Genomic DNA, 13,865 nt, shown 5'->3' on the forward strand with positions numbered 1-13,865 from the left:
TAGGCAGCAGCCCGCCGCCCGCAGACCAGAGCCTTGCCCCCCGCGCCTCGCAACCCGCCCCCTTCAACTAAATCGTACCCCGCCTCTCCCCTCGCCCCCCGACTCACTTTTCAGGCAGTCGGTTCGCGATCATTCGAATCCCTGACTCGACCAACTATCCTGCTGGACTTTTCTACTTCAAGTTCAAAAGCCAGCGCCCGTGCGAGCCAGAATCTTCCGCTCTCAAGCAGAACGTGATGAGTTCCTGCTGGAGCTCAAGCTCACCCAGTGCCCCCACTGCAAGAAAGTCGGCGCGCTCAATCGCCATGGGTCCTTGCGCGGATACGACGAGAACAACTTCCGCCACAAATCTATCCGGGCACGAAGGGTCTTCTGTAGCAACCGAAATCAAGCCGCCGGATGTGGACGCACCTTCAGCGTGTGGATTGCTGACAAAGTCAAACGACTCTTTCTCAGTGCAGAGCAACTCTGGGCATTCCTCAACCAGGCCGCCGCGACCGGCAACAAACGCAAGGCATTCAAAAAGCTCAATAGCAGCATGAGCGATTCGGCACCCTATCGAATTTGGAAACGATTGCAAGATGCACAATCCGCGATTCGGACCGCACTGTCGACCATGTGCCTGCCGCCAAAAATCGATAGCTCACAGCCCAGCAACACGCCCGCTGAGAGCACACTCGCTCATCTGATCAAAGCCTTCGCTGGCCACACGCTCAATCCCATCGCCGCCTTCCAGCTCACACTGCAGACCTTCTTCATCTGACACGCTGCGGCCGCACCTCAGCAGGCCGATTCGGTCCGTGATCACACGGCAACCTGTCGATCCTGGCCAGCATCGTCTGCCTCGGATGGTCGATTTGCCATCGTAGCTCACGCTTGCGAAATTCTTTTTTCTGCTCGACAACACAACCCGACGATAGATCCACCGCCGACCGCACTTAGACTCGCCTGCGAATCGATTTCATGAATCGATTTCGTTCAATCAAAAGTCAAAAACCAGCGGAGCGGTCCATGAAACGACCATCGATCTACGTCAAAATGAAAGTCCTCGGAGCGATCGAAGTCGCCCCCGGAAAAACACGTCACGAGAGAATCCACAACGTCGCGGCGATGACGTTCCTGGACGACCAAGGAGACCCACACCAGTTCACCTGGCGGACCATCCAAACGTGGTACTACCGCTACAAAAACGACGGCATCACCGGCATGAATGCTTCACCGCGAGCCGACAAAGGCAAGCCACGCAAGGTCACGCCCGAAGAAGTTCTCGAAGCGATCAACACCGCGCTGCCGCACTTTGTATCTGCGAAAACGGGGCACAAGAGGACGCCCACCAAGTCAGCCGTCTATCGGTTCTGCATTGAAAAGGGACTCCTGCACGCTAGCCAGATCGCTCTGACCACGTTCTGCCGCTTCGTCCGTGAGTACGAATTACTCAAGGACGATCCAGGCGAAAATCGACGCCGACTCGCCTTCAGCATGCAGTACGCCAACCAACTTTGGCAGGCCGATACCATGTTCGGACCGCACATCGGTGGCCGGCAAGCCAAGCTGATTGGCCTGATCGATGACGCCAGTCGTGTGCTCTGTCATGGCGAATTCTTCTTCGAAGAGAACACCGATTCGATGATCAAGGCGCTTCGCTCGGCCTTCTACAAACGAGGCTTGCCCGAACAGCTATACGTTGACAACGGCTCGATCTACTGCAGCCAAGAGATCACGCTGATCTGCGCCCGCGTGGGCTGCATCCTTCGTCACACCGCCGTTCGAGACGCCGCCGCGAAAGGGAAAATCGAACGCTTCTTTCGTCGCGTGCGTGATCAATTTCTAATCCGCAAACTCGACCTCTCCTCGATCGACGCTCTCAACAAACAGTTCACTCACTGGGTCGAACACGACTACAACGCCACTGTACACACGACCCTCGGTATGAAGCCGATTGATCGCTTTGGTGTGGATCTTTCTCGGATCCGATTTCTCTCGCCATCGGAGGATACCGACGAGTTGTTCTACGCCGAGGCGACTCGCAGTGTCAAAAAGGACAACACGTTCAGCTTCCAAGGCGAGCGTTACGAAACTCCGATCGACTTGCGTGGCAAGAAGGTCACGCTGCGGCATGAGCGACATCACCAAGGTGTGGTCGTCGTCTACGAAAACGATCGACGCATCGGCAAGGCCCGGTTGCTCGATGCCGTCGCCAACGGCATGAAACGCCATAAAGACTCATAAATGCCCGGCAGCCAATCCACCGTGATCCAACTCCTTCTTTTTCCAAAAGTCCACCTCACCATGATCCGTTCTTACTTCGGCTTGTCCGAAAATCCCTTCGCGCTACGCGACATCCAACTACTACAACATCAGCAGGAAATCCATGACACGCTCCGAGTCCACAGCCAACAAGGCGGCCTATGTCTGGTCGTCGGCAGACCCGGCACCGGCAAATCCGTGATCAAAGAATCGCTCAAACGACTTCCCGAGAAAGAGTACTTGGTCGCCACGGTTGCACGCACACTGCACACCTATACCAATACAGTAAAAATCCTCTGTGAAGCGTTTCGGATTGAGTTTGAAAGCTCGGCGTTCAAGTGCGAACGCAAGCTGATCCAGCAAGCCTTCAGCCTCAATCGCAGTGGCAAGATGCTCGTCACGGTGATCGACGATGCCCATCTGATGGCGATGGATAACCTTCGCCGACTACGACTCCTCTTGGAAGATTTCCCGAAGAATCACAACCTGATTCTGGTCGGCCAGCCGGAGTTGCTCGCCGATCTGGACTTGGCGGTCAACCTGGATTTGAAAAGCCGGGTGACGTATTCGGTGATCACCAAGCGGTTGCACGACGATGTGATGCGCGCGTTTATCGAACGTGAACTCGATTCGATCGGTCTAGCGCACAGCACGTTCACTGCTGGAGCAACGGAGTTGATTATCCGCTCTGCCGATGGAGTGTTGCGCAAGTGCCGCAACCTGTGCTTAGCGTCGATGCTCGAAGCGGTCCGAGCCGCCGCTGGAACGACGATCGATATCGACTTGGTCAATCGCGTGTTGCTTCAACCGCACTGGCAAAACGAAGTCGACCTAACAGATTTTTAAGACCCAAAAATGCTCCCTCCCCTCCCTCTAACTCCAGGCTTCTGTTATGAAGATGACGAACGACTTACTCCGCGCGATCCGCAACGATCTACCGATGAAACTGACGATCGTTCGGCTCGGCCAGCACGGTCCGATAGCGAAACAAAGCGACGGCTACTTCCGTTTCCAATGCCCATCGTGCAAAGAACTTCGAGCGACCGTGAACCCGAAGAACAATCTCGCTCATTGTTTTAGCTGCGGCCAGAACTACAACAACATCGATCTGATGATGACGCAGGGCCACGACTTCTTGCCGGCGGTCGACATCCTGAGCAACTGGCTTGTGCAATACCAAAGCGACCTCGGCCAAAGAAAGTCTTCGGCCTAATCAGTCAATCGCATCGGCCCCCAGCCAAAGCTCTTTCAATCAGTGCGACCGCTTTGCCCAAGCGATCGCACTTTTTTAATGCGCTGAGCACACACGGCTCCGAGCACACACGGCTCCGAGCACAACAGGTTCGAGCACAACAGGTTCGAGCACAACAGGTTCGAGCCTCGACTCGGTCGCTCCTATCGCACAGCCCCGAAACACGCTCTCCAGAATTCTCAACAATTCGGCAAAAGGACCATTTCGGGCTTCAAATCCCTACAGTCACAATTCGGCAAAAAGTGCGACCGCAATTCGGTCGGTAACAGTAAGCCATGTCCGTTTGCGAGAGGATCACGTCGCCGGTGACGCTCAGGGCATCGGCATAGGTCGTGTCGTTGCCATAGCCGGTATACGAGTGGACCATCCAGCCCGTGCTGTCGAAGACCTGTTTGGTAAAGCGGCTCGAACCTCCCTGCATGGATTTGACCGGGTTGCCGACCGCATCGAACCAGGTATTGCCGGTGATCGGGTTGCCGACCGTGCCCGTGTTGGGATCGACTGCATAGCGACTGGACTGGTAAACCCGTCCCAGGTTGTCGTACTTGGTCACATTTCGAGAGACCAGATTACCGCTGGCGGAAGTATCGTAGCGGTCGGACTGGATCACCCGGTTCAGGTTGTCATAGGTAACCCGACCAAAGGCATCGAGCTCCCCGTTGGTGTCTACCCGGCGATTGCGCCAGTCATAGGTGAACGCGGTGGTGCGGGTGTTGACGCCATCGATGTAAGCGATCTGGCTGGTGAGGTTGTTATCGCCCCCGTCATTGCCGTTGTCGAAGACAGAGCCGCTGACCTGGACCATGTTATTGCCCGAGGCACCGCCGCCGGTTGGGTCGGACTCGGTAGACCCGGTGTCGTTGGTGCCCACAAAGATCGCGATGACGTTGTCGCGAACGTCGTGAACACGTTGGCTAATGGTGCCGCCGGGGGAAATCTGCAGGTTCTGCCGCTTCTGGCTATCGTAGCCGTAGGTTGTTTGGTCGTAATTGGTCCCACTGGCTGCCGTAATACCAGGCACAGGGGCACCATTGCTCATTGACCTCGTGTTCCCGGAGCCAAATATCGCGTCCGTGCGATTTCGTGTTCTTAGCAAGCAACCACGACAGACTGATCATTCTCTCACGCCAATTTCGGAGCTGTCGGATCCACAGAAAGTGGCTGCATGCCTGTCCTCGGGCAAGGATCCGGTGGTGTCGGCAATCATGCCAACGTTTGGACGCCCTGAGTTAGTCAGCGAATCGGTTGCGATGTTTTTGGCTCAAGACTATCCGCAAAAAGAGCTCATCATCTTGAACGATTGTAACGGACAGATCTTTCGCTTTGACCATCCGAAGGTGCGAGTCGTCAACCAGTCTCAGTGGCTTGCAAATACCGCAGATGGTTTGACGCTGAAGCACTTCAACTTGACGGCAGGCTTTTCCCGGGGGCGTGGTCTCAATATGGCTGCGATGCATGCTTCGAGCGATCGATTGTTATTCCTGGATGCTGACCGCAACGAGTGGGAGTCGCAGTGTGAAGCGACTTCCCTGTCCGAGTGTGCTCTCGCAGGATACGCTTCCGCCGAGTGTCCGAGCGATCCGGCTGGCAATCGCGAGTCCCAGACCGTTTCCTGCAATCCCTTTATTGCGTGCGTCACTGGAGCGAAAGAACGCATCGAACAGGTGCTGTTGATCGGCATCGCTAATTCCATGGCCCGCGTCGGTAACATGCAAAACCGCCTCACCATCGCGTGTCTCCGACGAGACGGTAACCGGTGTCCCGGGATCGCTATACTTGAGCGCGTTCGAAACGAGATTTTCGACGATCTGCGCGAGCAAGGAGGATGTGCACAGGACCTTAGTTCCTGACGTAGCATGATTCTCGATTCTCAGATCGTCCGCCCGAGCCGCGCGCGTCCAGGTTCGCTGGTGCTCCGCCAGCCACGAACGCACCTCAATCGGCTGCAATTGCGGCGGGGCCGCGTCGTCTTCGCTGCGTGCGAGGAACAACAGTGACTCGACAATTTCCTGGAGCGAGTGGGTCTGTTTACGAAGCACACCCAGCGTGCGTTGGTACTCGGTTTCCGAGCGAGGCTTTCTCAACGTGACGTCAATTTCACCCATCAGCACAGTGATCGGCGACCTCAGTTCGTGGGCGGCATCACCGGCGAATCGACGTTGTTGCTCGAAAGCGGCTTGCTGTCGATCGAGCAGTCGATTGAAGGTCGCTCCGAGTTCGGCGAGCTCGTCGCCTGAGTCATCCAGTTTGAGGCGTGTTTGGAAATCAGATCCGGCGATCGAGCGTGCCTGGTGGGACATTGCCGAGACCGGTTGCAGCGCCTGACGGACGAGCCAGCGGCCTAACAACGCCGCAATCAACCACGCCACCATCGGTAGCAGGATCACGAGCACGGTCAGTCGCCCCAGAATGGCATCTCGTTTCACGGTCGACCGGCCGACGACCACCATGACTTCGTCAAACTCGTCGAGTTCGCGTTGAAAGGCGAAGGGCTGGGGAGCCCGCAAACGCTGGTACATCAGCATCATCGGTTCCGACGCGGAAACATCATCGACAATCGTTCCGCTGGAGACTGATGTGTTGGCCAGTTCCATCGCGCGGGCGTGGAATGCGGCATCGGCGCCCCGGGATGTTTCGACAATCAAGTTCTGGTTGCCGACAACGATCCATTGAGCTTCGCCAAACTCATCCAACGAGCCAAATGCAATCGAATGCTCAAGCGGTTGCCACTTGACCTCTGTTTCTTCTACCTCCGCAGCCGCGACAAGAGAATTCAGCGCACCACTCAATTCACGGTCAAACTGAAAGTGAATCTGCCGACTGGAGACCGAGTAGAAGACCACCGAGTAGATCGTCAAAGCGCCTGCGAGGGTGGCGAGAAAGAACGCTGAGACGCGTGTGGTCAATGTCATCTGTCGACAGCCAGTGGAGCGTCGAGGATGTAGCCTTGCCCGCGTCTGGTCTGGATCACTCGCGGTCCAAATTGTTCGAGCTTGCGGCGCAAGTCTTTGATGTGCACTTCCAGCGTATTGGATAGCCCGTCGAAATTTTCATCCCACACCGTTTCATAAATCCGGGTCCGCGTTAACACACGCTGAGGGTTGCGTATGAACATGACCAGCAGCGAGAACTCCTTGGCCGTCAGGTCCAGCATCTCGCCACCCCGTGTGGCACGTTGTTGGGCCAAGTCGATGCGAATGTCACGGTAGTCGAGACTCACGGAATCGGCTTGACTCGGCCGCCGCAGTAACACGCGTATGCGAGCCAACAACTCCTCGAAGGCAAATGGTTTGGTCAAATAGTCGTCCGCGCCTGCGTCCAACCCGGTGACGCGCTCGGTCACGCCGTCACGAGCGGTCAGGAAGAGCACGGGAGTGGCACGATTCTTCTGCCGAAAACGCTGCAGCAGTTGAATGCCGTCTTCCCCAGGCAGCCACCAGTCCAGGATGACGAGATCCCACCTCTCTGCCTGCATCCGCAACCAGGCATGACGACCGTCAGCGACATGCTCGACGACATATCCTTCTTCGGTGAGCCCGCGGACGAGAAAGTCAGCGATGCCTGGATCGTCTTCGACCGCGAGAATGCGCACGCTCATCAGGAGATACCTTTGAACATAAAGAAAAATTTAGACTGCTTTCACGGAGGGTTTCAAGTGGACAGTAAGAATGCTTACGTGGTTGGAAACGAGCCTGTTTCGCTTCCAGCCGAATCACTTTCCGCTTTTACTGGAGAACCGACTATGTCCATGCAAACCATCAGCGCTTCCAACTTCACTCAGTCCCAACGACTCGTTCCAACGTTGGCAAACAGCTTCGCCATGATGGGAGCACCGCGGGAGCCTGAGGTCAAGTCACCCTCCGTATCGGTGACGACCTTCTATTCGTTTCAGAATTTAAGTGAGATCATGAAAATGCTCGACACCCGATTTGGTCGACACTTGGGAGTGGCCATCGAACTGCCTGTTCACTTTGCGCCTGACTGGCATCGCCTTCGTCGCACCGAAGGCAAGGGAGGACAGCTGGCGGTCGTGGTCCCACCCCAATCACGCATCACATTGCCGATGTCGACCGCGCAGGGGGAAGATTTGCATATCACAGGTTGGGATAACGCACGACGCTATGTCACGATCGATCATGCAATCGAAGACCTGTTGTCGGCTGATGTGACCCTCGAACGCTGTTTCATCCTGCGACCGGAGTGGCACGACCCAACCGCGGTGTTTTCCGCGATCGGCCGCAGTGTCGTTACCTGCCGTTAGATCGTTCTTGAGAGCTGGACCCTACGAGCCACGCTTGATCCCTGGTCTCGCAATCGTCGCGTTCATGACTCCGCCCTCGGATTTCATTTGGCCAGCAGATGAAAATACGCACGGGCGGCGCGATGAAAGGCGAGACCTTGCCACTCAGCGGCGTGGTCAGCAGGGATCAGTCCGACCATCGTGGGTGGATGATAGAGCGCGTCGAGTGCGGCGTGAACCAGCGCATCCGAAGCGTCGTGTCGACAGACCAGATACGCAGTGGTGCCTAGCGTTTCGATCGTCGCGTCGTCATCGTTGGCAATCGCTGCTTCATCTTCACGCATTGATGAGGTCGCACTCTCGATCGCCCGGGGTTTCGCTTCGGTGGTGTAGGTGTCTTGATACGTCGAGCGTTGCAGGATCATGGGCCGGAGCGTGGGATGTTGCAGAGAGATCGCGACGCTGCCGGTGAGCGATATCAGCTCCCAGCTTCCATCAGCCAATATTCCGCGGACGAGTTCGCTGCCGGGACCGATGCAGATTATCGCCACGGATACCTGGGCCTGCTCGGGCGAAGCAGGAACGAGCATATTTTTCAATTGCGGCCACTCAACATCAATGCGTGGGCAAGTCCCCGCGTTGAGGTCCAAGGAATCCAGGACCAGATCGGCGGCGCGTCGCGAACCACTGCCTGGTGGCCCGACAGCGATCGCGTGCCCGGGCAGATCCGCGATCGTACGAACGGGGCCATCGCGGCGTACCAGAACATGGACGGCCTCGTAAAAGAGCGGCGCCACAACCGCAAGTTCCTCGCCACCGACAGCCGAAGCCTGGACGGGAGCGAGTTGGACGTGGCCGGCGAGCAGTTGTGCGCGGTTGTCCCACGTGCCGTTGGTCGGAATGACCTGACACGGCACGCCTGTCTCGCGTTGCATCATCTCGGCGAGATGTTCGGCGGTGTCCGTGTACAGCCCACCGACCAACCCGCCTGCAAGACGAACTTGATGTGGCATCGCTGCGATGCGGTGGCGATGCCACCATGACCATGAAAGGACGAGCAGCGGTAGTAAAACCGCGAGGGTCAACATGAGGGTCTGAAACCGCCGCTGGCCGAGGGGCGCATCGGTCGTGTGGTGGCCTGTTAATGCTGCGACAAGAGGCACCTGCCGGGTCCATTCGATGGTTTTCCCGAGTCTACTTTTGGAGCGGGCGGTGATGGACCTGCCGGCAAGGTAACAGTCGAGGTCGTCGGCGAGCTTGCCAGCGGTGGCGTAGCGAAGTTGGGGTTGTTTTTCCAAGCATTTCGCTACGATCGCTTCGATCTCGGGATCGGCATGAGGGCACGCGCTTCGCAGCGCAGGGGCGGGGTGATGGGCCACCCGCATCAGTGTCTGCATCACCGTGTCGCCGACCAGTGGCGGGTGCCCGGCGATGGCTGCGAATAGAATCCCGCCGAGCGAGTAGATGTCGCTCTGCGAGGTCGCCTCGTCGCTATTGCCGACCGCTTGTTCGGGCGCCATGTAGTGCGGCGTGCCGATGGCCGTGCCCTGGCCCGTTAAACTGCTGTCGGCATCAATATGTTTTGCCAACCCGAAATCCGTCACATGAATTTGATCTTGCTCGTCGATCATCACGTTGCCCGGCTTGAGATCCCGGTGCAATACGCCGCGGCTATGGGCGTGTTGGATGGCCCTGGCGACATCGCGTACGATCGCGGCGGCCCGCCGCGGCGGCAGCGGCCCGTTGGCCAGCACTCGTTGCAAGTCCGTGCCGGGGATGTACTGCATCGAAAAGAAGTGGTGCCCGGCTAGGCGACCAAACTGATGGACGGCGACAATGTTCGGGTGCCGCAGACGGCCGGCGGCTTTTGCCTCGGTGTAAAACCGTTTGACTTCGTCCGACCCTGCCAGAATTCCGCTGCGAATCATCTTCACCGCGACGAGACGATCAAGGTCCCGCTGCTTGGCCAGGTACACAACGCCCATGCCCCCCATACCAAGGACTTTTAGGAGCGTGTAGTCCTCCATCTCGAAAGGCAGCGACGGTCCTGGATCACCTTGTGCGCGATGAGAGACCGGCAGCGTCGCGTGAGGATCGAGTCCCGACAGATCACCCGCCGTCTCGTGCGGTCCGAGCGCATCAATACCGATGGTCTCCGCATCGATCGAGTGGCGCATCGAATCGCCATGCAGGAATCGGTCGGCGACGGACTGCGTCGGTGGCTGAACGCTGGTGTGCGTGAAGCTACCGATCAGATCGGCAGCTTCCATCAATTCACGCAGTTGCCCCGACAGGCTGGGGAACTGGTTCAGGAAATCTTCACGCGACTCAACTTCGCCTCGGTCGCAGGCCTGTAGATACGCCGCGAACGCTTGATCGATCTGGCTGTCTTCATCGCTGCCCAACGGTTGCCGCTCGCGTGGGTCCGGTTCACTCATGTCGACCACCACGGACTACTATCGGTGTTCAGCAGGGTTCGCATCTTCTGCAACCCACGTTTGAGCAGGCCTGCAACCGCTGTTTCGCTTTTGCCCATCCGTTCGACAATTTCCTTCAGCGGCAAACCCTCCATGTATCGCAACCGAATCGCCTCGGCTTGAGTCTCGGGAAGCTGATGCATGGCGTTCATCATCGCGAGTACTGCTTCCTCGCGAACGGCCACGCCGCTGGGGCTGGTTTTGCCCCCGGGTAGCTGAGCGATCCAGTTTTCCCGCGACCCGGTATCTCCGCTACCGACGCGTGCGTGAACCTCTTTCTTGGTGCTACGCTTTTGCGTCATCACATGATGCGAGAGCGCTGAGGCAACGTTGTTCTTCAGCATGCCGCGCAGCCAGCCCGCGAATTCCGCAGGCGAATCGCCACGGAACGAACCAAGGTCTCGCTTCGCCTCTAAGAAGGTCACCTGCACGACATCAGCGGGATCGATCCGGCGACGGAGTTGATCGGACAGGTAGCGGTGGGCCAACATCAACAAAAAACCGCGATACCTCAGCAGGAGTGCGCCCAACGCCTCGTTGCTACCACCTTTCGATGCGATCACCAGTGCCGCGGTCGACGAGGGATCGACCGGCAAAGCAAGATCGTCGGAGTCGTGCGTGTCACGGTTCACGGAATAAGCAGGCCTGATAGGAGTCAGCGGAAAACACGTCCATGTTACCATACCCCATGAACTGACGTTTCGACGAAGTGGAAATTCCGAAAACCAGACCTTCTTACCCTGGTCACGTCGGATGGAACTCTTTGAAAACGTCGGCCATGGCAGCTTCGTAATCGGCGGCATCGCCTTGGACGCGTCGCCAGACGTCCACTTTCGCGGCTTCGAACGCGAATGCGTCCTCAGGATGCGTGCGAAGATGATCTCGGAGTTGCATCATGCGGTGCAACAGTGGAGCGCCTTGGGTAACAAAATAAATACGGTGAGTCGCGTCGCCGTGGCGGGGCTTCTTCAGCACGAGCTGTTGACGGCGGCTATCTTCTGCCCAAGCGGGTGAGTCGCCCGGGAGATAGTTCAAACCCTCGGTGAGCAGCACGGCGTCGGGAAAATCCACGGGATCGGCCACCACAGCCACCGCATCGATTATCGGCTGCGCAATGATCCCGCCAATCGCAGTCGAACCGATATGCTCAACGGCGACGACGCGACCCTGGCAGCATTGCAGCAGGCTGCTGCGGGTTTGCTCGAACTCTTGTCGCCATCGGGCGTCGTGGTGCATCAGCCGCACGCGACCGGCGGCGTTGTCGCTGCTTTCTGAAAATTCATCGCGGTCGTTCAAGCGGTCACCTGTGGTCCTCGAATACGGTCTCGATCGCAGGGGCGTCGCCCCTGCGAGAGTCTACTGATTTCGTCTCGATACGCAAAACAACATCCACCGTTGGAAGGGTGGGGGTCAATAATCACGATCAGGAGGTTGTTTCAATGCGAGACTTCGGTCTGATTTCGAAAATGGGCGTTGTCGGCTATAACCGGTGGCCAATCCCGTTTGATTGCCAAGCGTACAAATTCTCAGCTCCTGGAGGCACCCCCACGTGAATTCGACAGCCGCTCATACGCCACCCCAGGAAGATCCAGCTGACGCATTGGTCGGTGTGATCATGGGCAGCCGTAACGACTGGGATACCATGTCGGCGGCATGCGAGATGCTCTCGCTGTTCCGTATCCCATTTGAAAAATCGGTCGTTTCGGCACACCGGACGCCGAGCCGCATGTTTGAGTACGCGAAAACAGCTCGCCAGCGTGGGCTGCGGATCATCATTGCCGGTGCCGGCGGTGCGGCCCACCTGCCTGGGATGGTGGCATCGGAAACGATCTTGCCGGTGATTGGCGTCCCGATTCAAAGTCGGGCGCTGCAGGGGCTTGATTCGCTACTGTCGATCGTGCAAATGCCCGGTGGGATCCCGGTCGCCACGATGGCGATCGGCACCGCGGGCGCCAAGAACGCTGGGATTCTCGCCGCTCGAATGTTGGCAATGTCCGACCCCGAGTTGGCTGAGCGGGTCTCCGCTTTCGTCCAGCAACAGCACGACGACGTGATCGCCGCCGCCGATCTCAGCGACCTCTAAGAACACACGTCACTATCGCAGAACCCCACCGCCAGCGCCGCCAGCTCGCGGGGTGGGAACCCTGGCCCCTTTTTCTTCCTGAACCCATTTTCTACTTATGACATCAACCTCGGGGCCGATCTTGCCCGGTTCCACGATTGGGATGGTCGGTGGCGGCCAGCTCGGACGCATGTTTGCCATTGCCGCGGCGAAGCTGGGCTATCGCGTCGGTGTGTTTTGTGGCAGTAGCGACGAACCGGCAGCGGACGTGGCTTCGTTCACGGTCTGTGGGCCCTTGGAAGATCACTCCGCGATCGAGAATTTTGCCCGCCGCTGCGACGTGATCACGCTCGAGTTCGAGAATATTCCCGCCGAGACCATTGCGGTTTGCGGCCGTCACGCGCCGACCTACCCCGACGCCTCGGTGCTCGCGATCGCCCAGGATCGACTGCTGGAAAAGACGACGCTGCGGCAGGCTGGTTTGCCCGTCACCCCATTCGCGCCCGTGCGAGATGCGCAGCAGACCTGCACCGCCGCCGAATCGTTGGGCTGGCCACTGATCGTGAAAACCCAGCGGAGTGGTTATGACGGCAAAGGCCAGCACCGTCTGGCGGACGCGGGCGAAGCCGAGCGAGTCGATTGGCAGGGCGGTGGCGAATGGGTTGCCGAAGCAATGATCGATCTGCAGCGGGAAGTCTCCGTGATCGTCGCACGTCGCGCCGACGGCGTGACCGATACCTTTCCTGTCTTTGAGAACGTGCACCGCAACCACGTCCTCGATCTAACGACGTTGCCGGCGTCGATTTCGCCGGACATGCAACGGAAGGCCCGCGACATGGCGATCGCTGCGGCGGAGTGTTTGGACGTGGTCGGCTTGCTGTGTGTGGAGATGTTTATCGAGAACACCGAGGGCGGCGAACCCCGGATTTTGATCAATGAAGTTGCTCCACGGCCTCATAACTCAGGACACATTAGTATCGAAGCGTGCCGCACGAGCCAATTCGAGCAGCATGTGCGAGCGATCTGTGGCCTGCCATTGGGCGATACGGCGCAGATCACACCTGCGGCCGCGATGGTCAACCTCCTCGGTGATTGGTGGGACGCCCAAGGCGGACAACCCGACTGGCCCGCCGCTCTGAGCGTCCATGGGGTGTCCTTGCATTTGTATGGCAAGCACGCAGCCCGGCCGGGACGCAAAATGGGGCACCTTTCCGCCGTCGGTGATTCACTCGACGAGGTGACGTCGCGTTTGGAACGGGCGCGCAGCTCGCTCGCAGTTCGAGGCGATCGTGACCAAGCCTGATGACCAGTCACGCTGAACAGAGAGTCCGGTTTGGGCAAAACGACGAGAGTTTGCGCGAACCTGGCCACCCCGCCGTCTCGCGACGGAAACCAGGAATGTCTGACGCGCCGTGTTGTCCGGTTGTGACAACGGAATTCAGTGACGAGGCAAGTGGCTAAGGGATGCACGCGCAGCATCGTGGGGACTCAATGTTGCTGGAGGCCGCCTTTGGGCGACCCCGGGGAATAACTTGCGTTTTTGCTCCTATTGCAATTTCCGGTTCCAGGTTACACTTTCCTGGACGT

Annotated in this window: 13 protein-coding genes and 1 pseudogene; 8 read left to right on the forward strand and 6 right to left on the reverse strand. The window is 58.2% G+C overall.

The window, feature by feature from the left end; all coding sequences use genetic code 11:
• Positions 1–199: 199 nt before the first annotated feature.
• The 4 genes from SH410x_RS12895 (at position 200) to SH410x_RS12910 (ending at position 3,460) form a co-directional block, all read left to right on the forward strand.
• Entirely contained in the window at positions 200–763 is a 564-nt protein-coding gene (locus tag SH410x_RS12895; RefSeq protein ID WP_473670638.1) for a hypothetical protein, read from the forward strand.
• A gap of 248 nt (positions 764–1,011) precedes the next feature.
• Positions 1,012–2,229 (forward strand): DDE-type integrase/transposase/recombinase, encoded by a 1,218-nt coding sequence (locus SH410x_RS12900; RefSeq protein ID WP_473670640.1) that lies wholly within the window; start codon positions 1,012–1,014, stop codon positions 2,227–2,229.
• 60 nt (positions 2,230–2,289) lie between these two features.
• On the forward strand, positions 2,290–3,093 hold the full coding sequence (locus SH410x_RS12905; RefSeq protein ID WP_473670642.1) for an AAA family ATPase: 804 nt from the start codon (positions 2,290–2,292) through the stop codon (positions 3,091–3,093).
• Between the two features lie 46 nt (positions 3,094–3,139).
• Complete coding sequence (locus SH410x_RS12910; RefSeq protein ID WP_473670643.1) at positions 3,140–3,460, forward strand: hypothetical protein; 321 nt, start codon at positions 3,140–3,142, stop codon at positions 3,458–3,460.
• Positions 3,461–3,710: 250 nt separating this feature from the next.
• Here SH410x_RS12910 and SH410x_RS12915 read toward each other — a convergent pair whose 3' ends face one another.
• Entirely contained in the window at positions 3,711–4,538 is an 828-nt protein-coding gene (locus SH410x_RS12915) for a hypothetical protein (RefSeq protein ID WP_473676891.1), read from the reverse strand.
• Between the two features lie 211 nt (positions 4,539–4,749).
• On the opposite strand from SH410x_RS12915, the pseudogene SH410x_RS12920 reads away from it, so the two are divergent.
• Positions 4,750–4,932, forward strand: a pseudogene (locus tag SH410x_RS12920) (hypothetical protein); the annotation flags it as partial.
• A gap of 42 nt (positions 4,933–4,974) precedes the next feature.
• Here the strand turns inward: SH410x_RS12920 and SH410x_RS12925 are convergent.
• On the reverse strand, positions 4,975–6,411 hold the full coding sequence (locus tag SH410x_RS12925) for a sensor histidine kinase (RefSeq protein ID WP_473676892.1): 1,437 nt from the start codon (positions 6,409–6,411) through the stop codon (positions 4,975–4,977).
• The gene (locus SH410x_RS12930) at positions 6,408–7,097 is read right to left on the reverse strand and encodes a response regulator transcription factor (protein WP_473676893.1); all 690 of its coding nucleotides are present in this window, start codon (positions 7,095–7,097) and stop codon (positions 6,408–6,410) included. Before SH410x_RS12930 ends, SH410x_RS12925 begins: the two co-directional genes overlap by 4 nt.
• A 144-nt stretch (positions 7,098–7,241) precedes the next feature.
• On the opposite strand from SH410x_RS12930, the gene SH410x_RS12935 reads away from it, so the two are divergent.
• A complete protein-coding gene (locus SH410x_RS12935; protein ID WP_473676894.1) occupies positions 7,242–7,760 on the forward strand; it encodes a hypothetical protein in 519 nt (172 codons plus the stop codon).
• An 83-nt stretch (positions 7,761–7,843) separates the two neighbouring features.
• Here SH410x_RS12935 and SH410x_RS12940 read toward each other — a convergent pair whose 3' ends face one another.
• The 3 genes from SH410x_RS12940 to SH410x_RS12950 all read right to left on the reverse strand — a co-directional run bounded on the left by SH410x_RS12940 (position 7,844) and on the right by SH410x_RS12950 (position 11,512).
• Positions 7,844–10,177 (reverse strand): serine/threonine-protein kinase, encoded by a 2,334-nt coding sequence (locus SH410x_RS12940; RefSeq protein ID WP_473676895.1) that lies wholly within the window; start codon positions 10,175–10,177, stop codon positions 7,844–7,846.
• On the reverse strand, positions 10,174–10,848 hold the full coding sequence (locus SH410x_RS12945; RefSeq protein ID WP_473676896.1) for a sigma-70 family RNA polymerase sigma factor: 675 nt from the start codon (positions 10,846–10,848) through the stop codon (positions 10,174–10,176). Before SH410x_RS12945 ends, SH410x_RS12940 begins: the two co-directional genes overlap by 4 nt.
• 112 nt (positions 10,849–10,960) lie before the next feature.
• On the reverse strand, positions 10,961–11,512 hold the full coding sequence (locus SH410x_RS12950) for a GrpB family protein (RefSeq protein ID WP_473676897.1): 552 nt from the start codon (positions 11,510–11,512) through the stop codon (positions 10,961–10,963).
• A 319-nt stretch (positions 11,513–11,831) separates the two neighbouring features.
• Between SH410x_RS12950 and purE the strand changes: the two genes are divergently transcribed.
• Positions 11,832–12,299 carry a 5-(carboxyamino)imidazole ribonucleotide mutase gene (gene purE / locus SH410x_RS12955; RefSeq protein WP_473677306.1) on the forward strand — a complete coding sequence of 156 codons (468 nt, stop codon included), beginning with the start codon at positions 11,832–11,834 and terminating at the stop codon, positions 12,297–12,299.
• Positions 12,300–12,396: 97 nt separating this feature from the next.
• A complete protein-coding gene (locus tag SH410x_RS12960) occupies positions 12,397–13,581 on the forward strand; it encodes a 5-(carboxyamino)imidazole ribonucleotide synthase (RefSeq protein WP_473676898.1) in 1,185 nt (394 codons plus the stop codon).
• Positions 13,582–13,865 lie beyond the last annotated feature (284 nt).

Source organism: Rhodopirellula sp. SH410 (assembly GCF_055811895.1).

What these genes read in the sequence shown, in the direction of transcription:
- SH410x_RS12900 (WP_473670640.1), top strand. Translation starts at nt 1,012, where the DNA reads ATGAAACGACCATCGATCTACGTCAAAATGAAAGTCCTCGGAGCGATC.
- SH410x_RS12905 (WP_473670642.1), top strand. Translation starts at nt 2,290, where the DNA reads ATGATCCGTTCTTACTTCGGCTTGTCCGAAAATCCCTTCGCGCTACGC.
- SH410x_RS12910 (WP_473670643.1), top strand. Translation starts at nt 3,140, where the DNA reads ATGAAGATGACGAACGACTTACTCCGCGCGATCCGCAACGATCTACCG.
- SH410x_RS12915 (WP_473676891.1), bottom strand. Translation starts at nt 4,538, where the DNA reads ATGAGCAATGGTGCCCCTGTGCCTGGTATTACGGCAGCCAGTGGGACC.
- SH410x_RS12925 (WP_473676892.1), bottom strand. Translation starts at nt 6,411, where the DNA reads ATGACATTGACCACACGCGTCTCAGCGTTCTTTCTCGCCACCCTCGCA.
- SH410x_RS12930 (WP_473676893.1), bottom strand. Translation starts at nt 7,097, where the DNA reads ATGAGCGTGCGCATTCTCGCGGTCGAAGACGATCCAGGCATCGCTGAC.
- SH410x_RS12935 (WP_473676894.1), top strand. Translation starts at nt 7,242, where the DNA reads ATGTCCATGCAAACCATCAGCGCTTCCAACTTCACTCAGTCCCAACGA.
- SH410x_RS12940 (WP_473676895.1), bottom strand. Translation starts at nt 10,177, where the DNA reads ATGAGTGAACCGGACCCACGCGAGCGGCAACCGTTGGGCAGCGATGAA.
- purE (WP_473677306.1), top strand. Translation starts at nt 11,832, where the DNA reads ATGGGCAGCCGTAACGACTGGGATACCATGTCGGCGGCATGCGAGATG.
- SH410x_RS12960 (WP_473676898.1), top strand. Translation starts at nt 12,397, where the DNA reads ATGACATCAACCTCGGGGCCGATCTTGCCCGGTTCCACGATTGGGATG.